Origin of the sequence: Allobosea sp. FBZP-16 (assembly GCF_002831785.1) — a bacterium.
In the GTDB taxonomy this organism is placed as follows: domain Bacteria; phylum Pseudomonadota; class Alphaproteobacteria; order Rhizobiales; family Beijerinckiaceae; genus Allobosea; species Allobosea lupini.
Map to the genome: position 1 here is coordinate 1 of NZ_LNCQ01000016.1, position 21456 is coordinate 21456.

Sequence of the window (21456 nt, forward strand, 5' to 3'; positions counted from 1 at the left end):
TCAGGTAGAGCAGCAGGAAGATGATCGCGAGCGTCACCGGCACGACCAGCTTGAGGCGTGCCTCGGCCCGTTCGAGATATTCGAACTGACCGCTCCAGGCGATGCGGAAGCCCGCGGGCAGCTTGACGCTCTGCGCGATCGCGTTCTGGGCGTCGCGAACGTAGCCGCCGAGGTCGCGCCCGACCGTATCGACGAAGATGTAGACCGCGAGCTCGCCATTCTCGGTCCGGATCGAGGTGGCGCCACGCTTGCGCTCGACGCTTGCGACCTCGCCGAGCGGCAAGCTGGCGCCGGACGGCGTCGAGACCTGGACCTCGCGCGCGATCGCCTGCGGATCGGAGCGCAGGTCGCGAGGATAGCGGATCGCCACCCCGTAGCGCTCGCGCCCTTCGACCGTCGTCGTCACGGTCTCGCCGCCCATCGCCATCACGACCGCATTCTGGACGTCGCCAACGGAAAGCCCGTAGCGGCCGAGTGCGATCCGGTCCGGCACGATGTCGAGAAAATAGCCGCCGATGACGCGCTCGGCATAGGCACTGCTCGTGCCCGGGACGGCCTTCAGCACCGTCTCGATCTGGCGAGAGATCGCCTCCATCTGGGCGAGATCGGTGCCGAACACCTTGACCCCGATCGGCGTGCGGATGCCGGTCGCGAGCATGTCGATGCGCGCGCGGATGGGCTGCGTCCAGGCGTTGGAGACGCCGGGGAACTGGAGCGCCTTGTCCATCTCCGCCTTGAGGCTGTCGAGCGTGACGCCTTCGCGCCATTCCGCCTTCGGTTTCAGGTTGATGATGGTCTCGAACATCTCGGTCGGGGCCGGATCGGTCGCGGTCTGGGCGCGGCCGGCCTTGCCGTAGACCGAGGCGACCTCCGGGAAGGAGCGGATGATCTGGTTCTGCGTCTGGAGCAGCTCGGCCGCCTTGGTGACGGAGATGCCCGGCAGGGTCGTGGGCATGTACATCAGCGTGCCCTCGTTCAGCGTCGGCATGAACTCCGAGCCGAGCTGTCGCGCCGGCCAGACGCTGACGCCCAGCAACGCGAGCGCCAGCAGGATGGTCAGCACCCTGGCCCTGAGCACGCCCCCGATCAGCGGCCGGTAGAGCCAGATCAGAACCCTGTTGATCGGGTTCTTGTGCTCCGGGATGATCCGGCCCCGGATGAAGACCACCATCAGCGCCGGCACCAAAGTCACCGACAGGAAGGCGGCCGCCGCCATCGCGAAGGTCTTGGTGTAGGCGAGCGGCCCGAACAGGCGACCCTCCTCCCCCTCCAGCGTGAAGATCGGCAGGAAGGAGACGGTGATCACGAGCAGGCTGAAGAACAGCGCCGGCCCGACCTCGCTTGCCGCCTCGATGATGATCTCGATGCGCGGCTTGCCCGGGGTGCTGCGTTCGAGATGCTTGTGCGCGTTCTCGATCATGACGATGGCGGCGTCGATCATGGCGCCGACCGCGATGGCGATGCCGCCCAGGCTCATGATGTTGGAGCCCAGCCCCAGCGCCTTCATCGCCGCGAACGCGATCAGGATGCCGACGGGCAGCATGATGATCGCGACCAGGGCGCTGCGCAGATGCAGTAGGAAGACGATGCAGACCAGCGCGACGATGATGCTCTCCTCGATCAGCGTGCCCTTCAGCGTCTCGATCGCCCGCTCGATCAACCCGGAGCGGTCGTAGACCGGCACGATCTCAGCCCCGCCCGGCAGGCTCGCCGCGACCTCGGCAAGACGTGCCTTGGCGTGTTCGATCACGGAGAGCGCGTTGGCGCCGAAGCGTTGCAGGATGATACCGCTGGCGACCTCCCCCTCGCCGTTGAGTTCGGTGATGCCGCGCCGCTCATCCGGACCGAGTTCGACACGGGCGACGTCGGAGAGGCGCAGCGGCACGCCCCGATCGCTCTTCAGGACGATGTTCTCGATATCGGCGATCGACTTCAGGTAGCCGCGGCCGCGAACCATGAACTCGAACTCGCTAAGCTCGACCGTGCGTCCGCCGACGTCCATATTGCTGCTGCGGACCGCCTCGCGCAGCGTCGCGAGCGAGACGCCCTGGGCGCGCAGCCGCACGGGATCGACGATGATCGCGTATTGCTTGACGAAGCCGCCGACGCTGGCGACCTCGGCTACGCCCTCCGCGCGCGACGCGGCGAAGCGCACCGACCAGTCCTGGACCGAGCGCAACTCGGCTAGCGTCATGTCCTTGGCCATGACGGCGTATTGGTAGACCCAGCCGACGCCGGTGGCGTCGGGTCCCAATGTCGGCGAGACGCCGGCGGGAAGCCGGCGGGCGGCGGCGTTGAGATATTCGAGCACGCGCGAGCGCGCCCAGTACGGGTCCGTGCCGTCCTCGAAGATGACGTAGACGAAGGAGACGCCGAAGAAGGAGAAGCCGCGCACGACGCGCGCCTTCGGCACGGTCAGCATCGAGGTGGTCAGCGGATAGGTGACCTGGTCCTCGATCACCTGAGGTGCCTGGCCGGGGTACTCGGTGTAGACGATGACCTGGACATCGGAGAGGTCGGGGATCGCGTCGAGCGGCAGGGTCTTCAACGCATAAACACCCGCCGCCACAGCGAAGGCGGCGGCAACGAAGACGAGGATCAGGTTGCGCGCCGACCAGGCGATCAGGCGGGCGATCATGGCTTGGCCTCCGGCTGGGCGAAGCCGCCCAGGGCGGCCTTAAGGTTGCTCTCGGCATCGATCAGGAAGTTGGCCGAGACGACGACGCGATCGCCCTCGGCGACCCCCTCGGTGATCGCGACCCTGCCATCGCCGCGGCGGCCGAGCTTGACCTCGCGCGGCTCGAACCGACCCTCGCCCAGATCAAGAATGACGACCCGGCGCGAGCCGCTGTCGATCACGGCGCTGTCGGGAACCGCGAGCTGCGGAGCTGGGTCATCGGAGCCGATATCGACGTCGGCATACATGTTCGGCAGCAGCATGCCGTCGCGGTTGCCGATCTCGATGCGGACCTTTGCCGTGCGCGTCGCCTCGGCAATCTCCGGGTAGATCACGCTGACGCGTCCCTCGAAGGAACTCCCCGGACGGCCGCGCAATCGCACCGTGGCTGGCGCGCCGATGCCGACGGCCGCCAGTTGGCGTTCCGGAACATCGGCCAGAACCCAGATCGTCGAGATGTCGGCGAGCCGGAACAGACTGCCGCCGGCCGTCATCTTCATGCCGTCACTGACCGAACGTTCCAGCACGATGCCGTCGCGCGGCGCCGACCAGTTGATCGTCAGCGGCACCTTTCGGCTGCGCTCGATCTCGGCGATGACCTCCGGCGGGACGCCGAGGTTTTCGAGACGCTGCCTTGCGCCGCCTTCGGGCACGCCGCGCGCGGCGGCATTGAGCTCGGTGATGAACTGCGCGCCGGCGGTGCTGATCTCCGGCGAATAGATCCGCGCCAGTTTGGTCCCCTTCGTGACGCGGTCACCGGTCGTGATCGGAGCGACCTCCTGGACGAAGGCATCCGCCCGGATCGTCACGACCGAAACCCGTCGCTCGTCGAGTTGCACCACGCCGGGCACGTGAATCGTCTGGACGATGTTCTGACGCCGGACGGGTTCGGAGCGCACGCCGCTGCGCTGGATGCGCCCGGGCGAGAGCTTGATGACGCCGTCCTCGTTTCCCTCGCCTTCGTAGACGGGGAGATAGTCCATCCCCATCGAGTCCTTCTTCGGAACCGGCGACGTATCCGGGAGCCCCATGGGATTGCGGTAGTAGAGAACGCGCTTCGGGTCGGCCTGCGCCATCCGCTCCTCGCTCGGAGGCTTCACCTCGAAGCTGACGTCCTGGCTGGCGCGGACGGCCGTGAAGGGCCTGCCGTCATCGGTCTGGCGCGGCTGCGCCGAATAGACCGGCTTCCGGTCCGGATCCTGATAGTAGATGATCGGTCCGGTTCCGGCAGGCTCGTTTGCCGCGAGCGAACCTTCGATGCCGAGCCAATCACGCCAGCCGACCGCAAGGCCGCGATGTCCGGCCCAATAGCCCGCACCTCCCGCCGCCAGCATGGCGGCGAGAGCGAGGCCCGTGAGGGCGTTGGGTTTCATGGCAGGGCCTTGAGGATCAGCTTGTTTTCGAGCGTGCCGGTTTCGCCCTGGACCTTGGCGCCGAGCGAGAGCCGCCAACCGCCGGCCATCGTCAGGTTCGTCTTGAAGCGGTAGGTGCCCGACTCGGTCGACGGCATCGTCTCGATCGGCGAGGCCATCATCTCCATCCCGTCGGGTGCCATGTCGATGCGCTGGGCGAAGATCACCGCGTCCGGGACGGGCTTGCCCGAACGCTTGTCGATGAGCGTCACGGCGACGACGACGCCGTTGCCCTGCTTGATCTCGTTCTGCACGAGCCGGAACTCGTAATCCTTGATGTCCGCGAGCGCCGGGAGCGAAACGGCGGCGAGCGGAAGCGCTGCGGCAAGCACGCGCAACGTGTTGATGAGGGTCATGTTCGTAGTCCTGAGTGCATCAGGCTGCCGCACAGGCGCACAGCCTCGGACGTGGCGTTGGCCACGGCTCACCGTCCGCCCGGAAGTCCCGTGCGGACGAAGCCAGCGCGGTTCGCGCCGGCGATGCCTCAGCTTCGTGGAGGTCGCGCGGGTGGCTCGAACGGACGAGACTGACGCGTGGCCTCGTCTCCGGTCAGGCCGAGCTCGGCGACGAACGCCCTGGCGAGCGTGACGAACGACGTCGGCTCGCTGGCGAAGCACTTGGTCAGGCAGAAGCTCAGCGCCGGACAGTTGGTCGTGCAGTCCTTGGCCTTGTCGTGATCCGTCGGACAGCACGGCATGGCACCGTCCATCAGCATCGCCATTTCAACGGTATCGGCCCGCTCGAATCCGGCCCTCGCCGGGCTGACGAAGGCAGCCAACGTGGTGGCCGCGACGAACAGGGCCAGAATCAGACAATGCGCAACGAGCCGAAGCTTCATGACACCGAAAATGGCACAGCGCCCAAAACAGAGGAAGGAGGGAACTTTCAACAGTTCGTCATCGCAGGGCCTTCGACCGTCGTCGTTGCGGCTCGTCAATAACCGTCGAGGGCGTCCCGCGCCGCATTGTTACAGATTGTTTCAGACAGGAACTCCTCACAGTCGCACGCGTCTTCCCCGAGTAGCCCTTCAATGGAACCGCAACAGCTTCAGGGAGAACGATCGTGCACCAAACGTCCCCCGAGATGCAGGCATGCATTGACGAATGTTTGCGCTGCTACCAGGCCTGCCTGGGCATGAGCACCAACCATTGCCTCAAGCTCGGTGGCGACCATGCCAGCCCGGATCACATCCAATTGATGCTCGCCTGTGCCGAGACTTGTCGCGCCAGCGCCCAGGTCATGATCATCGGCTCGCGGCATCACAAGCATCTCTGCGCCGAGTGCGCCGATATCTGCGAGGACTGCGCCAACGAATGCGAACGGATCGGAGATATGGACGACTGCGTCCGGGCCTGTCGGCGGTGTGCCGAAAGTTGCCGGAAGATGGCGGCATAGCCGCTCGCCTCCTTATCCTAGGGAGAACTCACATGAGAAACCTCACAGTGATTGCCTGCCTTGCGGCATCGATCGTGACCGTGGCATTCGCCCAGCCAGCTCCCAAGCCCGATACGGGCCACGACATGCCCATGAAGATGATCATGCCGGATGCCTCGGACTCCGCGTCGACCAAGGAATACAAGGCGGCGATGATGCACATGATGCAGTCCATGCCGACGACCTTCACGGGCGATGCCGACGTCGATTTCATGACGCAGATGAAGGCTCACCACCAGGGCGCGATCGAGATGGCCAAGGTCGTACTCGCGAACGGCAAGGATCCATCGGTCAAAAAGCTGGCGGGTGAGATCGTCAGCAGTCAACAGCGCGAGGTCGAAACGATCGAGCAATGGCTGAAAGCCAAGGGCCAGTAGCCCCTGCTTCCTACGGGCGCTGGCCACCTTCGTTCTCATCGCGACGGGTGTGGCGTCCGCTTTCACGCCCAGTGGAGACGGATATGCAAAACCACCACCGGGCCCACGGCAGCCCTTCCCAAGGCGGTCACGGCTCGCATGGCAGATCTTATCTGATGTTCTGGCTGAACATGATCCTCGGCCTGATCGTCATGTACGTCGTGATGTTCTCGATGATCGACGGCTGGCGCGACTTCCGGAACAATCTGAACATGTTCTACATGGCGGTCACGATGTGGGCGCCGATGGGCATCCTCATGCTGGCGACGATGCCGGGCATGTTCCCGAACAAGAGTGCCAACACCATTCACTACGTCGCCCTTGCGTTTCTCACCGTCGCATCGTTTTACGGAACGCGAAGCCAGACCCTGATCGACGATCGCCAGTTCGTCGACTCGATGATCCCGCATCACTCCGGCGCGATCCTCATGTGTCGTGAGGCGAAGCTCGCCAATCCGGATCTGAGGAGGTTGTGCGAGGCGATCACGAAGGCACAACGCGAGGAGATCCAGCAGATGGAGGCGATAAGAGGTCGGCTGTAGGACGCCCCAACGGCGAACTCGACCACGAGCTGGTGCTGGCCACGCTGGAGGAGAACCTCAAGCATGCCATCGAGATGCAGAAGAATCCCGACATGGAACACGACGATCCGAACGCCAAGCGGCTCGCGCCGAAGAAGACGGGCGAGATCGTCTGGGCCTTCACCAAGGCGGGCGAGTTCGACTTCTCCTGCCTGATCCCCGGCCATCGCGAAGCGGGCATGACCGGCAAGATCATCGTCAAGTAAGCGTCAGAGGAAAGGATCATCCCATGCTGAAGACCACCGCCACCCTCGCATTCCTGATGGTCGCGCTGCCGGCTGCCGCCCAGTCGGTCAATGGCACCGTCACCAAGGTCGACGAGGCCCAGGGCAAGCTCACCATCAACCACGGCGCCATCAAGAACCTCGACATGGATGCCATGACCATGGTGTTCCGCGCGGGCGATCCCGCCATGCTCAAAGGGCTGAAGGCCGGAGACAAGATCAAGTTCGACGCAGACCGCGTCAACGGCCAGATCACGGTCACCAAGCTTCAAAAGGCGAAGTGACCTAAACGGCCGATCCGGGTCACAGGCATTCACCGGTTTGCTTGCGCTGGATCGGCCCTTCGGGACACCTTGATGCGGCAAGTCTTGAGGTGGTTCACGGAGGTCGAGACCCGCCTCGATCGCGTCGATGGCTGGAGCCCCGGAGGCACGCGCTTGACCTTCCCATCATGGGAAGCCCCAACCTTGCCGCAGCTTATCGATGCCTGCCCGGAGAACCGTCATGACCGACACCCCAACCAGCAAGGACCATGGCCATCATCATGACCATGGCCTCCATGGGGGACATCATCATGAGCATGAGGGAGCAGCCGGGCAGGTGAAGGACCCGGTCTGCGGGATGACGGTCGACCCGCACGCGACCACGCACCGGGCGCAGTACGAGGGCAAGCCCTATTACTTCTGCTCCTCCGGCTGCCAGTCGAAATTCATGGCTGAGCCCGCCAAATACGTCGAGCCGGCGGCGGCCCGGAAGGCTGAACCCGTGCCGGAAGGCACGATCTACACCTGCCCGATGCATCCCCAGATCAGACAGGTGGGACCGGGTTCCTGCCCGATCTGCGGCATGGCGCTCGAACCCGTGCTCGCGACGGCGGAGACCGGTCCCAGCCACGAACTGATCGACATGACGCGCCGGTTCTGGATCGGACTCGCGCTTTCTCTGCCCGTGGTCGTGTTGGAAATGGGCGGGCACCTGACGGGTCTGGGCCACTATGTCGGCCAGCAGACCTCGAACTGGATCCAGATGCTGCTCGCGACTCCTGTCGTGCTGTGGGCAGGCTGGCCGTTCTTCGAGCGTGGCTGGCAGTCGCTGGTTTCGCGCAACCTCAACATGTTCACGCTCATCGCCATGGGCACGGGCGTGGCCTGGATCTACAGCATGGTGGCGACGCTGGCGCCCGGGATCTTCCCGGCCGCGTTCCGAGGCCATGACGGTTCGGTGGCCGTGTACTTCGAAGCGGCTTCCGTCATCACGGTTCTCGTCCTGCTCGGGCAGGTGCTCGAACTGCGGGCCCGGGAGAGCACCAGCGGGGCCATTCGCGCCCTGCTCGACCTCGCGCCCAAGACGGCCCGCAGGATCATGCCCGACGGCACCGAGCAGGAGGTCCAGCTCGACACCGTGCAGGTCGGCGACCGCCTGCGGGTGAGGCCGGGCGAGAAGGTTCCCGTCGATGGTGTCGTCGTCGAGGGGCGCAGCGCGGTCGACGAGTCGATGGTCACTGGCGAGTCGATGCCAGTCACCAAGGAAGTCGGCGCCGCGGCCATCGGGGGCACGATGAACCAGTCCGGCGGCCTCGTGATCGAGGCGCAGAAGGTTGGGCACGACACGATGCTGTCGCGGATCGTCCAACTGGTGGCGGAGGCCCAGCGCAGCCGCGCCCCGATCCAGCGATTGGCCGATCACGTCTCGGGCTACTTCGTGCCCGCGGTCATCGGCATTGCGGCACTCGCCTTCATCGCATGGGCGTTCTGGGGTCCCGAGCCGCGGTTTTCCTACGGCCTCGTTGCGGCCGTGGCGGTGCTCATCATCGCCTGTCCATGCGCGCTTGGTCTCGCCACGCCGATGTCGATCATGGTGGGGGTCGGCCGCGGCGCCCAGGCGGGCGTTCTGATCAAGAATGCCGAGGCCTTGGAACACATGGAGAAGGTCGACACCCTCGTGGTCGACAAGACCGGAACCCTCACGGAGGGCAAGCCATCCGTGACTGCCGTGGTTCCGGCTCCGGGCTTTGACGAAGCCGAAATCCTGCGCCTGGCAGCCAGCGTGGAGCGAGCGAGCGAACATCCGTTGGCGCTGGCCATCGTCGCGGCCGCCGACAAGCAAGGCATCGCCACTGCGCCGGTCGCCGATTTCGATTCGCCCACCGGCAAGGGAGCGCTGGGTACCGTCGAGGGACGGCGCGTCGTGCTCGGCAACGCGGCCTTCCTGACCGAGCATGGCATCGATCCCGCTCGCCTGGCGGACCAGGCGGACAAGTTGCGCGAGGACGGCGCCACGGTGATCTTCGCCGGAATCGGCGGGAAGGCGGCGGGTGCCATCGCCATTGCGGATCCGGTCAAGACTTCGACGCCGGAGGCGCTCGCCGGGCTCAGGGCGGAAGGCATCCGGGTCGTGATGCTCACCGGCGACAACTGGACGACCGCGAAGGCGGTCGCCAGGCGGCTCGGAATCGACGAGGTCGAGGCCGAGGTCCTGCCCGACCAGAAGAGTGCCGTGGTCCAGCGTTACAAGGCGGACGGCAGGGTGGTCGCCATGGCGGGCGACGGCGTCAACGACGCGCCGGCGCTGGCGGCGGCGGATGTCGGCATCGCCATGGGCACGGGCACCGACGTGGCGATGGAAAGTGCGGGCGTGACCCTGCTGAAAGGTGACCTGACCGGAATCGTGCGGGCGCGACGGCTGTCGCAGGCCGTGATGCGCAACATCCGTCAGAACCTGTTCTTCGCCTTCATCTACAACGCGCTCGGCGTGCCGGTGGCGGCGGGAGTGCTCTTCCCGTTCTTCGGCATCCTGCTGTCGCCGATCATCGCGGCGGCCGCGATGGCCCTGTCGTCGGTCAGCGTGATCGGCAACGCGATCCGCCTGCGCACGGTACGACTGTAGTTGCCGGGCCGGGCAGTTCCATCGGGAGCCGCCCGGTCCGTCCGGCTGTTTGATGCAGCGCAAGGTTTCGGTCCGCCAACCGGGTAGACTTCCTGCAATGAAGAGGCGTCGCAAAAAAGCTCTGTCTCCGCTGATGGCCATGCTCCTCGCGGTCGCCGCGATGGTTCTCGTGGTCGGTCGCATGGCGACGCCTGCCTTTTCGGCGCCCGGTCCTGCCACGCACCTGTCCTTGGTCATGGAGCATGGGCACGTCGACCCGGCGGCGGCCTCCATCCATCACGGCCGAAACGCGGATCAAGACAGCGCCGAGGGAACGGCGGGCGGCCCTTCCTGTGACCAGGACTGTCTCGGCGCTTCCTCGAGCTGCCTCGTCGTGCCCCCGGCGATGATCCGTGCCGGTGCCCCTTTCCCGGGATGGCCCGAACCCATCTGCCTCCAGCCCGGGAATGACCTGATGCTGGCCGGGGCAATCCCGGAGGTGCGATTCAAACCGCCAAAATCCATCGCGTAACCCAACCGAATCCCGACCCCGCCGCTTCCGTGATGTCGCGGCCTGCGTGGGCACCGGGACCCAGTTCAATTCGAATTTCGGAAGGACAATGCGATGTTCGCACGCAGAACCCAGATTGCACTCGCCCTCGTCACATCCCTTGGTGCCGCCGGCGCCCGGGCCGACACGATCGTCGTCGCCAACGAGAACGGGCAGAGCCTCTCCATCATCGACTCCCAGACCTCGAAAACCACCACGGCGGCGATTCCGATCTCGCCGCACAACGTCGACGTCACCGCCGATGGCCGCCTCATCCTGGCGACCGGCATGCCTGCGGCACAGTCCGGCAGCCATGCGGCTCACGGCTCCGCGGGCGGGCAGCTCATTCTCATGGACGTCGCTGGCGACGCGCCCGGCGCGCCGCAGGTCGTGACCGTGGGAGGGCATCCGGCGCATGTCGTCCCCGACGCACAAGGGCATTTCGCCTACCTGACCGACGCCGAAACCAACTCGGTGGTGGTGGTCGATATCCCGGGGCGTAGGGTAACCGGTCGCATCCCCGTGCAGAACTACCCGCATGGACTGCGCCTATCGCCGGACGGCAACCTGCTCGCGGTCGCCAACATGAAGAGCGACACGGTCTCGTTGGTGGATACGCGCAATCCGGAGAAGGCCATGCATATCTCCGTCGGAAAGCGGCCGGTCCAGGTCGCGTTCGACCGGAGCGGCCGCATCCTCGTGGTCTCGCTCAACGGCGAGGACAAGGTCGCCATCATCGACGTCGACGCTCGCAAGGTGCTGCGGAAGGCCTCCGTCGGAAACGGACCCGTGCAGGTCTACGTTACGCCGGACGGCAAGGCCGCCCTGGTCGCGAACCAGGGCTCGGCGGCGAAGCCGGACAACCGGGTGTCGGTCGTCGCGCTCGAGGACGGCAAGCTGATCCGGAACGTGACGGTCGGCAAGGGAGCGCACGGCATCGTCATCGCTCGCGACGGTCGCACGGCCTACGTCACGAACACCTACGCCAACACCATCTCCGCGATCGATCTCGGCAGCCTCTCGGCCGGGAAGGCCTATCCGGTGGGCAAGGGGCCGAACGGCATCGCCGCCCGCTAGGTGTCAGGAAGCGGGAGCAGACCGGGTGGGCGGAACGAGCCTTTCCGGTACCTCGCTTGATTTCGCTCAAGGCGCCATTCGCAAGCAAGGTCCAAGATCGGCACGCTCCGCACCGGGAGAGATCGACATGCCCACCACACCGACTCCTGCCCCCGAGTCGCCACGAACCTGGCGGACCCTGCTGATCAACACGCCCCTGGGTTGGGTCTGCTCGCTCGCGTTGGCCGCTCTCGGCATCTACCTCCTCGCGAACCACGGCGGCCACATCGTGACCGCACTGCCCTACCTCCTGCTGCTGGCCTGCCCCCTGATGCATCTGTTCATGCACGGCGGCCACGGCCACCACGACAAGCGGGAGTGACCGCCCAAGGCCGGGCCGTCTGCGGCCCGGCCGGGAACATTGGGGCCCTTGCGGCCCCGGGACCAATGGCTGCGCCCGACGAAAACCTGATCGGCGCTGCCTGCGGCCATTCCGCGAAAGCTGCGCCGACGCCGTTCTTGCCCTTTTTGACCGCTCAAAGGAGACACCGCCATGAAGATGTCCGTTCTCGCGACCGTCCTGGTTACCCTTGCCGGGCCCGCGCTGGCCCAGGCGCCGACTTCCAGTGACCCGCACCATCCAGGTAAAGCCCCCAAGGCGCAGGCCCAATCCACGGCGCCGGGAAAACCTCAGGCGATGCCCGGCCAATCCGGAATGCCGATGCCTATGGGCCAGATGATGCAGGGTCAAGGCATGCTCGGCGGCAGCCAAGGGATGATGGGCCAATTCTCGGCGGAGGATATGAGTGCCTTCGCCGAAGCCCATATCGCGTCCATCCATGCCGGGCTGAGGCTGACCGCCGACCAGGAAAAGCTATGGCCCCCTGTCGAAACCGCGCTCCGGAACCTGGCGACCCTCCACCTCAGCCATATGCAGGCCATGCGCCAGACAGGAGGGATGACGGCAAACGATCCGGTGAACATGCTGCGCACCATGGCCGACCATATGAGCCAGGGATCCGACGCCATGCGCAAGCTCGCGGACGCTGCCGCGCCGCTCCACGCGACCCTCGACGAGGCCCAAAAGCGGCGGCTGCCGGCACTCGTCCGGATGGGCAGCCGAGGCATGATGGGGCAAGGCATGATGGGTCGGGGAATGATGGGACCCGGCGGCGCCATGATGCCCGGATCCGACGGCTCTGACGACGACACCGCGAACAAGCATTGATACGCCACCCCGGATGGAGCCTGGCTCGCAACGAGGTCCTGCTCCGAACCGATGAAAGCGGGCGGACACGGGGTTGGCGCCTCGCAAGGGCATCCTCGAAAGGTACGTGCCGTCGCGACATCGGCGCGTCGTGATGAAACGCCGCTTGACCTTGCCATAATGGGAAGGTGCAGGCTGCTCTCAACGTCGATGAGAAACGGAGATCATTCCATGTGCGGATGCAACAACCACTCCTCCCGGCCGGATCAGGCGGCCGAACGTGATCCGAATGCCCTGACCTTGCGGGTCGAGGACATGACCTGCGGTCACTGCGCTGGCACGATCAAGAACGCGATCGAGACGGGCCTGCCCGGCACGCAGGTCGAAGCCGATCCGGCTTCCAAGTTGGTGTCCGTCCGCGGGAGCAGCGACCTGGCATCCATCAAGGCTCTCGTCGCCAAGGCCGGCTATACCCCGGTCGCAGCCTGAAGGAGATGCTCATGCTCAACCGCCGCAGCTTCCTCGCCGTTCTCGGAACCTCTGGGGCCGCGATGATGGCCGGACGAGCCTTTGCGCAGGCCAACCTGCCGAAGGTGATCGTGACCAAGGATCCGAACTGCGGCTGCTGCGGTGGCTGGGTGGAGCACATGAAGGCCGCCGGCTTCCCCGTCGAGGTCGTCACATCCTCCGACGTCGACCAAGTGAAGCTCCGCCTCGGCGTGCCGGGCGACCTTGCCTCCTGTCACACGGCGGAGGTGTCCGGTTACGTCGTCGAGGGTCATGTGCCGGCTGACGCCGTCAAGCGCCTCCTGGCCGAGAAGCCGCAGGCTCGCGGCCTCGCCGTTCGGGGAATGCCGATGGGTTCTCCCGGCATGGAGGTCGTCGGCAAGGCGCCGGACAGCTACGAGGTCGTCCTGTTCGGATCGTCGGGCCGGACAAGCTTCGCGCGCTACCGCGGCGTGAACCGCGTCTGATCCGGGTCGCATCGGCGCTTTGCCGAGGCAGTGCCTGATTTCGGGTTGGCCAATGGAGCGGTTTTCCGACCACGAGACTGCCAGCGCGGTTCCAGCAGCGGTCAGACCCGTGGTCTGATGCCGAACCGGATGGCATGATGGCGCGGAAAATAGCGCGAAAGCGAAGCATGCCTCTCCAGACGACCCCGCCCGAATACCTCGAATGGCTACGCAACCTGAAGGGCGAGATCCAGCAGGCCCGGCATCGTGCTGCCCTCGCCGTCAACAGCGAACTGATCCTGCTTTACTGGCGGATTGGGCGAGAGATTCTCGAGCGCCAGGCCACCCATGGCTGGGGTGCCCGCGTCATCGATCAACTCGCCGCCGATCTTCATTCGGAGTTCCCGGACGTCAAAGGGTTCTCCCGTAGAAATCTGAAATATATGAGGAAATTCGCCCAGGAATGGGGAGATTCCGCAATTGTGCAACAGGTTGTTGCACAATTGCCTTGGGGCCAGAACGTTCTGCTTCTCGACAGCGTCCCCGACGAAGCGCAGCGGCTCTGGTACGCACGAGCGGCGGTCGAGCACGGCTGGAGCCGCAATATCCTTAAGCACCAAATTGAAACGAAGCTCTATGATCGCCAAGGTCGCGCGATCACGAACTTCACATCGACCATGACGTCTCCCGGCCGATGCCGATCAATCTGTTCAAGGATCCCTACGTTCTCGACTTCGTCGAGATTGCAGGCGATGCGCACGAACGACATCTCGAGAAGACACTGATCGATCGCATCAAGGATCTTCTGCTCGAACTCGGGAAGGGCTTCTCCTTCATGGGAAGCCAGTATCATCTCGATATTGGAGGCCAGGACTACTACCTCGATCTCCTTTTCTACCACACCAAGCTTCACAGCCACGTTGTCATCGACCTGAAGATGGGCGAGTTCGAACCGGAGTTCGCCGGGAAGATGAACTTTTACCTGGCGGGGGTCGACGACAAGCTGCGGACCGAAGGCGATAGCCCCAGCATCGGGCTGATCCTTTGCCGGGGGAAGAACGGCCTCGTCGTGGAATATGCACTGCGGGGCGTGAACAAGCCGATGGCCGTATCGGAGTACACGGTGCTGCCGCCGGAAATTGCGAGAGCACTCCCAAGCCCGGATGTGCTCGTGGCGGGGTTGGAAGATCACCTCAATATCCACGATGAACCGGATGATGGTGATGGCTCCGGCGGGGGAATGTCAGGCGGACCTCGATAGGTGCCTATGAGGCGCTGGCCAGTTCCCGCCTCTCCTCTTCCGGGAAAGATCAACATCTCGCCCTGCCTCGCTTCCCCAGATCGAGCGATTGCCGTGGCCCGCTATGCGGAATGCGATCGGTCGCTTTGGATCCAGAGGATGCCGCCGAGCAGGACGTTCATGAGTTCAACCCCGAGAAGCAGGTCAACTGCCCGGCCCGGGCGTTCGCGGAATTCAAGAGCCTCAATGCAAGGTCGGAGCTTGAGAAAGCCGCAGCCGACTTCGATTACTTCGCATCCAGGCTGCCGCCGATTTAGGTGGCTGCTTTTTCTTGATGCGTCTCCACGATGAAGGCCGCCAGGGCTCCGGCCATGTTGACTGCAAGGCTGGCATGGCGCTGCGAGGGTTTCACTGGAATCTTGCCGCCGCGGCCGTGCGAATCCGACAGCCTGTTCCGCAGAGTGCCGAGGCCGTTGACCAAATTCATGGCGCTGCCAAGGATCGCCTTGATCGGTGCCTCAGTGTGCTGGTCAGGCGCTAGATTTAGTGAGGTGGCCACCGCCTTGTACAGATCCGGCAGATCCGCCCGATCGTCATAGGTCTCATTCCGCTCGTCGAGCACGCGCTTGCAGACCGTCTCCAGCAGAGTTCGGGCCATGGTGATCGCGCCCTCGGGATCCGTTGTTCGCCGCGCCAAGGCTTTGGTCCAGACCGTATGCACGCCATCGCTGTCGAAAGTCGACAACGCATCACCAGCGACGACATCGAGGGGCGCACGGTTCGCTCCTTCGAGGTGATCGATGATCGGGGTGAAGGCGTCGTTGAGGTGCTTTCGCCGCCCCTTATAACCCGCGATCTCGCCGAGCTCTCCCCAGAGGGACGCGAGGGTCCGGTTCGTCCGCACCATCTCCGGCAACAAGGCTTTGAGCTGGTCGTCCTGCATAAATTCGCTGCGCAAGGCCGAATACATCGGCTCGTCGCGTTCGCCGCCGGTGCAGCTCTCCCGCATGACGTTCTCAAGAAGCCGAGCACGCTCCAGCCAACTGTCAGGCATATCGTAAAAAGTCATCGGTTAGCCATTCAGTTCGCCCAGGCGCGCTCAAGCAATGCTCAAGGTCCGTGATAATACGAAATCAGCGGCGGATGTTCGGGATCGTCCTCCGTCATCAGCCGATCGACGAAATCCAACGCGCTTTCTGGCGACGGCTCGACCAGCGCCTGATCGATAATCACTATCTGATGATTCAGCAGGTCCGTCTCGGCGATCCGATAAAGGTATTTGTAGAAGGCCGCCACCAGCTCGGGATTGATGTCCGGAGTGATGTTCTTGAGCGGAGTGTCGATGATGAGCAGCGAGGGCACCGGCATGCCCTTGATCGCCGCCGTTCGGTGGAGAGCCAAGGCGAAACAGATCGTGAAAAGAGTCTTCTTTCCCCCGCTGCCGGCCGTGAAAAAGCTATAGGCGGCCGTTTCGTCGCCTTCGGGCCAGATCTCCGGGATCAGCGTCCTGCGGTTGATGTTGACGGTGTCCTTGGGTCCCACCCCAGGAACATGCGTCGCGATCAACGCTTCGAGGAAGTTTGCGCCCAACGCGCTGAAATTCTCATCGGCCTTGCTGAGCCGCATCTGCTCCTGTCGGATCTCACGTTCCAGCCGCGAAATAACCTCGGACAGCTTGTCGGCTTCGGCGAGCATTTCGGTAACGGCGCCGGGCATAGCCTTGACCCGGTTGAGAAACCTTATGCGTTCTTCAATTTCAGCAACCTCACGTTCCGCTTGCCGCGAACGGGCAGCGCGATCCGTCTCGTAGCCGCTCAATAACTCCGACACGTCGCGGTCCAGCCGGTCCTTGTCTTCTACGAGCTTTACGATCCGCTCCAACTGCCGCTTGCGTGCGATGGCGTGCCGACGAATCGCCTGTTCGATGTCCGTAAGCCTAGCTTCCAGATCGCTGCTGATGCTCGCGGGATTGATCTCATCGCTGCTCGGAAGCACGACCTGAAGGCACAGATAGCAACTTCCCTCCGTGGCCCGATGAACCGCGAGGGGCTGGCCGCATTGCGGGCAATTTTCGAATGCGCTTCCGGATAGAACGGACCGAGCTCGATCTGCACGCGCCACCTTGAACTTCATGGACATGAGTTCAGCGCGGAGTTCTCTCTGCTCCTGGACCCGGCGATCGAGATCTTCCAAGGTCTCCTTGTCAAACGGCGCGCAATATTGCCCCCCGATCGGCGTCCAATCTTGACCCCTTGATGAGCTGATACGGTGAGGAGGCGGCGCGGCGAAGCTGGTCGGGTTTGCGCAGCCGCGCCGGCTCCGGGTCGCTGGCGGCGCGTGGCTCAGAGCCTGTTCTTGAAGCGCCAGCTCTCGTTGCCGGTCTCGACGATGTCGCAGTGGTGGGTCAGCCGGTCGAGGAGCGCGGTGGTCATCTTGGCGTCGCCGAAGACGGAGGGCCATTCGCCGAAGGCGAGGTTGGTGGTGACGATGACGGAGCTCTGTTCGTAAAGCCTGCTGATCAGGTGGAACAGCAACTGGCCGCCGGATTGGGCGAAGGGCAGATAGCCGAGTTCGTCGAGGACGATGAAGTCCATGCGCGAGAGATAGTCGGCCATGCGACCCTGCCTGCCGGCGCGTGCCTCAGCCTCGAGCTTGTTGACGAGATCGACGACGTTGAAGAAACGCCCCCGTGCGCCGGCACGGATGCAAGCGCGGGCGATCGCGATGGCGAGATGAGTCTTGCCGGTCCCCGTGCCGCCGACGAGGACGACATTGCGCTGATGGGCGATGAAGTTGCCGCCGGCCAGGTCGCGGACGAGCGTCTCGTTGAGCGGCGTGCCGTCGAAGACGAAGTCGCCGACATCCTTGGCGAGCGGCAGCTTGGCGATGGTGATCTGGTACTTGATCGAGCGCGCCTGCTTCTCGGCGATCTCGGCTGCGAGCAGGTCGCCGACGATGCGCTGGGGCTCGTGCTGGCGCTTCACCGCCGTGGTGATGATCTCGTCGAAGGCGGCCTTCATGCCATAGAGCTTGAGCTCGCCCATGGTGGCGAGAATCTCCGAGCGTTCCATCACACGGCTCTCCTGAGGCTGTCGTAGCGGGCGCAATCGGCGGCGGGCTCATGGCGCAGGCGCAGCGCATCGGGCGTCATGATGGTGATCGCGGCTGCCGGCTCCCGGCGCCGGGCCAGGATGTTGAGAATGACGTCGGCCGAATGCACGCCCTGCTTCAATGCCTCGGCGCAGGCGGCTTCGACCGCCGGCAAGCCGTCGCTCAGCACCGCGGTCAGGATATCGACCATCTGCCGGTCACCATCCTGCGCCGGCGCCAACTTCCGACGCACCCGGTCGAGTGCAGCCGGAAGGATCCAGTCCTTGAAGGGCGCTCCATTGCGCAGGGCGCCCGGCTTGCGGGCCAGCACCGGAACATAGTGCCAGGGATCGAAGGTCGTCTGATCGCGGCCGTAGGACCGGGCGTGCTCCCCGACGATGCGACCGTCCTGACGCAGCTCGATCCGGTCGGCATAGGCGCGGATCTCGACGGGCCGGCCGATCGCGCTGGCTGCGACCGAGTACCTGTTGTTGTCGAAGCGGACCAGGCAGGTCTTCGACACCGCTGCCGGCAACGCATGGAAGCCGTCGAAGCGCCCGACATAGGGAACGAGACTCGGCCGCTCGGCTTCGAAGGCTTCCCAGATCGTGACGTCGCGTCGCTCGGGATGGCGATGCGCCTTGGCATAGCTGATCACCTGATCCATCAGCCAGGCGTTCAGCTCGTCATAGTTCTTGACCCTGAGCCTGGGCGCGAAGAAGCGCTCGCGCACGAGGCCGACCTGGTTCTCGACCTGACCCTTCTCCCAGCCAGAGGCCGGCGTGCAGGCGACGGGGTCGACCAGGTAGTGGCTGCACATCTGCAGGAAGCGCCGGTTATAGGCCCGCTCCTTGCCGACGAAGATGGTCTCCACCGCCGTCTTCATGTTGTCGTAGATGCCGCGCGTGCAGGCGCCCTTGAAGAAGGCGAAGCCCCGGTCGTGGCGTCGAAGACCATCTCCTGGCTCTCGCGGGGATAGGCCCGTACGAACAGCATGCGCGAATGACAGAGCCGCAGATGGGCGACCTTCACCTTGGTCGTCGCGCCGTTGATGACGACGATCTCGTGGCTCCAGTCGAACTGGTAGGCTTCACCGGGCGCGAAGCTCAGCGGGACATAGGCATCGGCGGTGACCGCCGACTGCTCGCGGCGCCAACCCCGCGCGTAGCGGCGAACGGCATCATAGCTGCCCTCGTAACCGCGGCCACGCAGCTCCTCGAAGATCCGGATCAGCGTCAGCCGCTCACGCGCCGGCTTGTTCTCGTTGGCCATCAGCAGCCGGTCCAGATCCGGGCGCCAGGGCCCGATCTTCGGCTGCGGCTGAACCGTCCGCTCGTACTCGAACGACGTCGCGCCCGAGCGCAGCACCTTGCGCACCGTGTTCCGTGAGACGTGAAGCTCGCGGACAATCTCCTTGATCGTCTTGCCCCGGACCGAAAACTCGCGCCGGATCCGCGCAATCGTATCCACGCCCTTCATCCCCCGCCCGCCCGTCTGAAACCAAACGGGCAGTCTCACCGAAACCGGCTCAAGGGGGTCAAAGTTCGACGCCGATCCCCCGCCTTACGGGGTCAAACTTGCACGCCGAAACACATCCGGGTCTCCACCAACGGGCAGACCACCGAAAACCAAATTCAGGAAATTGAGGCGGCCGGCTTTCGGGTCGAGCCACACCGGGTAATTTCCGAGACCATTTCGGGGAGCGTGGCAATTTCCGCCCGTCCAGGCTTTACCCGCCTGCTGGATCGACTGGAGCGAGGCGATATCCTGATCGTCACGAAGATGGATCGGCTCGGTCGAAATGCGATCGACGTCAGCTCCACGGTGCACAAGCTCGAGGAGTTGGGCGTCCGCGTTCACTGCCTGGCCCTCGGAGGCGTCGACCTCGCGAGCCCGGCCGGGAAGATGACCATGAACGTCATCAATGCCGTCGCGCAATTCGAACGAGATCTTCTCATCGAGCGGACAAACGCCGGCCTGCGCCGCGCGAAGTCGGAGGGAAGGAAGCTCGGAAGGCCGACCGCCCTCTCCTCCTCTCAGCGCACCGAGATCAAATCGGCCCTAGACGATGGCCAGAAGGTCGCGCCGTTGGCCAAGCGCTTCGATGTCAGTCGGCAGACCATCATGCGGATTCGCGATGAGGTGCACGAGGTCAAGGTGAGAGCCCTACAGCAGGCTCTCATTGTCGGGGAGCAGTCCGCCAATTCTCGCTAGGGCGTCCGCGCCGCGAGTGCCTCCCGTCGACGAGGAACCACGTGGCGATCACCCGGAACTCAGGCGGGGCGGCTCTGGGGGCGATATCTCCGCATCAGTGAAGAGGTTTGGAAACAGCCTTTCGCGATAGTCGAGTGGAAACGCAATGCGGACCGGCGTTTTTGGCGACGGAGACCTTAAAAATCCAGCCTTGAGCAAGTCGGCCATGGTGTTGCGGGCGGTTCTCTCCGATGTTTTCAGCGCAAGGTGCGCGTCACCCCTATCCAGGGAGCCGTGCTTTAGGATGACACCTATCAGATCCGGCGCACGCTTATCGTCGAGGACATCGCGCACCAGCATCCGGAAGCGGGTTTCAAGCCGCTCGATGTCAAACATGAAGGCGGAAAATCGAATCTGGTCGAGTACGACCGAGAGGAACCATTCGCAATAATCCTTCAGCGCAGCGGCCGACAGATTTCCTCTACCATCGAGATCGCCGCGGCGCGGGCTGTCTGCGTGGTCCATCATCCTCTTGTATTCGCCGCGATCTCTTAGTCCTCGCGCCAACCCCCGAGAAATGGACCAGAGGCCAAAGCCCCCGATTCCCGCACGCTGTGCCATGGCATGCGACATCAGGCGGCTGACGCGACCGTTTCCGTCGGGAAATGGATGGATGTAGTTCAGGCGGTGGTGAGCGGAGGCAATGGCGATGATCCTGGTGCTGGGCCAGTTCTCGGCTGCGCCAAATCGCTTTGCGAAGTGCTCCATGAATGGCTGGACCTGGGACGAAGAGGGTGGAAGATGTCTCCCCACCTCGACGTCGTCGGCAGCCTTCTGACGAAACTCCCCCGGAACGATTTCCGCCAGAATCCCGTCCGGCCGCTTAATGAACCTAAACTCTTCGGGCATCTCGTCGTAGAATGCGCGATGCGACCAGCGTAGGAAATCTACGGACGTTGGGCTTGATAGGGTCCCTTTTAGGTGCATTTCGTCGATCTCGCGTTGCACCATCACGTGGGCCTTGGCCTCAAGTGCAAGCGGGCGAGTCTCCGGCTCCAGCTCGGCGCCGGCAAGGGCACGCTCGATGTCTTTCGGCCGGGTGTTGTGCCCTTCAATCAGATTCGAGTAGTAGGAATTCATCATGCGAACGAGGTCGGCGAGCTCGGCTGCGGACTCGGGATGAAGCCCTCGGCCAAGATTTCCCGCTTCCCTTTGAATCTCGATGGATAGGTCCGCGAGAACCTGTGGGATCTGATCTTCGAAGAAGACAGGCTCAATGCGACTGGGAGTTTCGATCATTTTTGCCGGATCCGCTCGGGAAGAATATTGTTTGAAACAATACCCTTACGGCGCAGAAGGGCAATCATTTGCCGATCTTGGTTGCCGATGTTCGCTTCCGATCGTGGCGCCTGTCGCGCTGCCCTGTGCGTTGTCTGCCGCCCCGGGATTGCGTGCATAACAGAAAAGGAACATAAAGAGAACAAACTTGACGACGGCTGGGGCGACCAGGGAGCTAAACCATGCCAGAAGTCCAGATTGCAGGCGGCCAGGGATTGCC

At 64.1% G+C, this 21456-nt stretch carries 23 protein-coding genes and 2 pseudogenes; 15 read left to right on the top strand and 10 right to left on the bottom strand.

Annotation, left to right across the window (positions count from 1 at the left end):
* From CXY91_RS05400 to CXY91_RS05415, 4 genes are all read right to left on the bottom strand, one after another.
* The coding region (locus tag CXY91_RS05400; protein WP_100959623.1) for an efflux RND transporter permease subunit at window positions 1–2638 on the bottom strand (2638 nt) is incomplete at its 3' end.
* Window positions 2635–4050 (bottom strand): efflux RND transporter periplasmic adaptor subunit, encoded by a 1416-nt coding sequence (locus CXY91_RS05405; RefSeq protein WP_054207529.1) that lies wholly within the window; start codon window positions 4048–4050, stop codon window positions 2635–2637. The genes CXY91_RS05405 and CXY91_RS05400, both read right to left, overlap by 4 nt.
* Window positions 4047–4445, bottom strand: a complete 399-nt coding sequence (locus tag CXY91_RS05410; RefSeq protein WP_054207530.1) for a FixH family protein — start codon at window positions 4443–4445, stop codon at window positions 4047–4049. The genes CXY91_RS05405 and CXY91_RS05410 overlap by 4 nt, the downstream gene beginning before the upstream one ends.
* 128 nt (window positions 4446–4573) lie before the next feature.
* Complete coding sequence (locus CXY91_RS05415) at window positions 4574–5026, bottom strand: hypothetical protein (protein WP_156450861.1); 453 nt, start codon at window positions 5024–5026, stop codon at window positions 4574–4576.
* Window positions 5027–5151: 125 nt separating this feature from the next.
* On the opposite strand from CXY91_RS05415, the gene CXY91_RS30820 reads away from it, so the two are divergent.
* The 14 genes and pseudogenes from CXY91_RS30820 to CXY91_RS31275 all read left to right on the top strand — a co-directional run bounded on the left by CXY91_RS30820 (window position 5152) and on the right by CXY91_RS31275 (window position 14932).
* A complete protein-coding gene (locus tag CXY91_RS30820) occupies window positions 5152–5484 on the top strand; it encodes a four-helix bundle copper-binding protein (protein WP_054207532.1) in 333 nt (110 codons plus the stop codon).
* 80 nt (window positions 5485–5564) lie between these two features.
* A complete protein-coding gene (gene copM / locus CXY91_RS05425) occupies window positions 5565–5900 on the top strand; it encodes a CopM family metallochaperone (RefSeq protein ID WP_158673275.1) in 336 nt (111 codons plus the stop codon).
* A gap of 83 nt (window positions 5901–5983) precedes the next feature.
* Window positions 5984–6481 carry a DUF305 domain-containing protein gene (locus CXY91_RS05430; protein ID WP_054207534.1) on the top strand — a complete coding sequence of 166 codons (498 nt, stop codon included), beginning with the start codon at window positions 5984–5986 and terminating at the stop codon, window positions 6479–6481.
* 2 nt (window positions 6482–6483) lie between these two features.
* Window positions 6484–6726: pseudogene (locus CXY91_RS05435) on the top strand (cupredoxin domain-containing protein); the annotation flags it as partial.
* 23 nt (window positions 6727–6749) lie between these two features.
* Window positions 6750–7028: a copper-binding protein gene (locus CXY91_RS05440; RefSeq protein WP_054207535.1), complete on the top strand. Its 279-nt coding sequence runs from the start codon at window positions 6750–6752 to the stop codon at window positions 7026–7028.
* 220 nt (window positions 7029–7248) lie between these two features.
* Window positions 7249–9630 carry a heavy metal translocating P-type ATPase gene (locus CXY91_RS05445; protein ID WP_054207536.1) on the top strand — a complete coding sequence of 794 codons (2382 nt, stop codon included), beginning with the start codon at window positions 7249–7251 and terminating at the stop codon, window positions 9628–9630.
* A gap of 604 nt (window positions 9631–10234) precedes the next feature.
* Window positions 10235–11236, top strand: a complete 1002-nt coding sequence (locus tag CXY91_RS05455) for a YVTN family beta-propeller repeat protein (RefSeq protein WP_054207537.1) — start codon at window positions 10235–10237, stop codon at window positions 11234–11236.
* Window positions 11237–11363: 127 nt separating this feature from the next.
* Window positions 11364–11597: a DUF2933 domain-containing protein gene (locus CXY91_RS05460; protein WP_067255018.1), complete on the top strand. Its 234-nt coding sequence runs from the start codon at window positions 11364–11366 to the stop codon at window positions 11595–11597.
* Between the two features lie 171 nt (window positions 11598–11768).
* Complete coding sequence (locus tag CXY91_RS05465) at window positions 11769–12443, top strand: Spy/CpxP family protein refolding chaperone (RefSeq protein WP_054207538.1); 675 nt, start codon at window positions 11769–11771, stop codon at window positions 12441–12443.
* A 210-nt stretch (window positions 12444–12653) separates the two neighbouring features.
* Entirely contained in the window at window positions 12654–12911 is a 258-nt protein-coding gene (locus tag CXY91_RS05470; RefSeq protein ID WP_047579395.1) for a heavy-metal-associated domain-containing protein, read from the top strand.
* Between the two features lie 5 nt (window positions 12912–12916).
* Window positions 12917–13396: a DUF411 domain-containing protein gene (locus CXY91_RS05475; RefSeq protein ID WP_047579394.1), complete on the top strand. Its 480-nt coding sequence runs from the start codon at window positions 12917–12919 to the stop codon at window positions 13394–13396.
* A gap of 167 nt (window positions 13397–13563) precedes the next feature.
* On the top strand, window positions 13564–14160 hold the full coding sequence (locus CXY91_RS30510) for a DUF1016 N-terminal domain-containing protein (RefSeq protein ID WP_199777366.1): 597 nt from the start codon (window positions 13564–13566) through the stop codon (window positions 14158–14160).
* Entirely contained in the window at window positions 14070–14636 is a 567-nt protein-coding gene (locus CXY91_RS30515; RefSeq protein ID WP_197064358.1) for a DUF1016 domain-containing protein, read from the top strand. The genes CXY91_RS30510 and CXY91_RS30515 overlap by 91 nt, the downstream gene beginning before the upstream one ends.
* 110 nt (window positions 14637–14746) lie before the next feature.
* A complete protein-coding gene (locus tag CXY91_RS31275; protein ID WP_047579392.1) occupies window positions 14747–14932 on the top strand; it encodes a DarT1-associated NADAR antitoxin family protein in 186 nt (61 codons plus the stop codon).
* Here the strand turns inward: CXY91_RS31275 and CXY91_RS05490 are convergent.
* The 4 genes and pseudogenes from CXY91_RS05490 to istA all read right to left on the bottom strand — a co-directional run bounded on the left by CXY91_RS05490 (window position 14929) and on the right by istA (window position 19184).
* On the bottom strand, window positions 14929–15684 hold the full coding sequence (locus CXY91_RS05490) for an abortive infection family protein (protein ID WP_054207539.1): 756 nt from the start codon (window positions 15682–15684) through the stop codon (window positions 14929–14931). The genes CXY91_RS31275 and CXY91_RS05490 overlap by 4 nt on opposite strands.
* 41 nt (window positions 15685–15725) lie before the next feature.
* Window positions 15726–16808 (bottom strand): coiled-coil domain-containing protein, encoded by a 1083-nt coding sequence (locus CXY91_RS30035; RefSeq protein WP_156330066.1) that lies wholly within the window; start codon window positions 16806–16808, stop codon window positions 15726–15728.
* Between the two features lie 149 nt (window positions 16809–16957).
* The gene (gene istB / locus CXY91_RS05500) at window positions 16958–17686 is read right to left on the bottom strand and encodes an IS21-like element helper ATPase IstB (RefSeq protein ID WP_054207541.1); all 729 of its coding nucleotides are present in this window, start codon (window positions 17684–17686) and stop codon (window positions 16958–16960) included.
* Window positions 17686–19184 (bottom strand): annotated as a pseudogene (istA, locus tag CXY91_RS05505) (IS21 family transposase). The gene istB and the pseudogene istA overlap by 1 nt, the downstream one beginning before the upstream one ends.
* A gap of 114 nt (window positions 19185–19298) precedes the next feature.
* On the opposite strand from istA, the gene CXY91_RS05510 reads away from it, so the two are divergent.
* Window positions 19299–19919, top strand: a complete 621-nt coding sequence (locus tag CXY91_RS05510; RefSeq protein WP_054207546.1) for a recombinase family protein — start codon at window positions 19299–19301, stop codon at window positions 19917–19919.
* A gap of 48 nt (window positions 19920–19967) precedes the next feature.
* On the opposite strand, the gene CXY91_RS05515 is transcribed toward CXY91_RS05510, so the two are convergent.
* Window positions 19968–21197 (bottom strand): Fic family protein, encoded by a 1230-nt coding sequence (locus CXY91_RS05515; RefSeq protein WP_054207545.1) that lies wholly within the window; start codon window positions 21195–21197, stop codon window positions 19968–19970.
* A partial coding sequence (locus tag CXY91_RS30710) for a hypothetical protein (RefSeq protein WP_210202597.1) occupies window positions 21194–21456 on the bottom strand: 263 nt, incomplete at its 5' end. The genes CXY91_RS05515 and CXY91_RS30710, both read right to left, overlap by 4 nt.

Coding starts and splice junctions, on each gene's coding strand:
- CXY91_RS05405 (WP_054207529.1), bottom strand. CDS start 4,050: ATGAAACCCAACGCCCTCACGGGCCTCGCTCTCGCCGCCATGCTGGCG.
- CXY91_RS05410 (WP_054207530.1), bottom strand. CDS start 4,445: ATGACCCTCATCAACACGTTGCGCGTGCTTGCCGCAGCGCTTCCGCTC.
- CXY91_RS05430 (WP_054207534.1), top strand. CDS start 5,984: ATGCAAAACCACCACCGGGCCCACGGCAGCCCTTCCCAAGGCGGTCAC.
- CXY91_RS05440 (WP_054207535.1), top strand. CDS start 6,750: ATGCTGAAGACCACCGCCACCCTCGCATTCCTGATGGTCGCGCTGCCG.
- CXY91_RS05445 (WP_054207536.1), top strand. CDS start 7,249: ATGACCGACACCCCAACCAGCAAGGACCATGGCCATCATCATGACCAT.
- CXY91_RS05455 (WP_054207537.1), top strand. CDS start 10,235: ATGTTCGCACGCAGAACCCAGATTGCACTCGCCCTCGTCACATCCCTT.
- CXY91_RS05460 (WP_067255018.1), top strand. CDS start 11,364: ATGCCCACCACACCGACTCCTGCCCCCGAGTCGCCACGAACCTGGCGG.
- CXY91_RS05465 (WP_054207538.1), top strand. CDS start 11,769: ATGAAGATGTCCGTTCTCGCGACCGTCCTGGTTACCCTTGCCGGGCCC.
- CXY91_RS05470 (WP_047579395.1), top strand. CDS start 12,654: ATGTGCGGATGCAACAACCACTCCTCCCGGCCGGATCAGGCGGCCGAA.
- CXY91_RS05475 (WP_047579394.1), top strand. CDS start 12,917: ATGCTCATGCTCAACCGCCGCAGCTTCCTCGCCGTTCTCGGAACCTCT.
- CXY91_RS30510 (WP_199777366.1), top strand. CDS start 13,564: ATGCCTCTCCAGACGACCCCGCCCGAATACCTCGAATGGCTACGCAAC.
- CXY91_RS30515 (WP_197064358.1), top strand. CDS start 14,070: ATGCCGATCAATCTGTTCAAGGATCCCTACGTTCTCGACTTCGTCGAG.
- CXY91_RS31275 (WP_047579392.1), top strand. CDS start 14,747: ATGCGATCGGTCGCTTTGGATCCAGAGGATGCCGCCGAGCAGGACGTT.
- CXY91_RS05490 (WP_054207539.1), bottom strand. CDS start 15,684: ATGACTTTTTACGATATGCCTGACAGTTGGCTGGAGCGTGCTCGGCTT.
- istB (WP_054207541.1), bottom strand. CDS start 17,686: ATGGAACGCTCGGAGATTCTCGCCACCATGGGCGAGCTCAAGCTCTAT.
- CXY91_RS05515 (WP_054207545.1), bottom strand. CDS start 21,197: ATGATCGAAACTCCCAGTCGCATTGAGCCTGTCTTCTTCGAAGATCAG.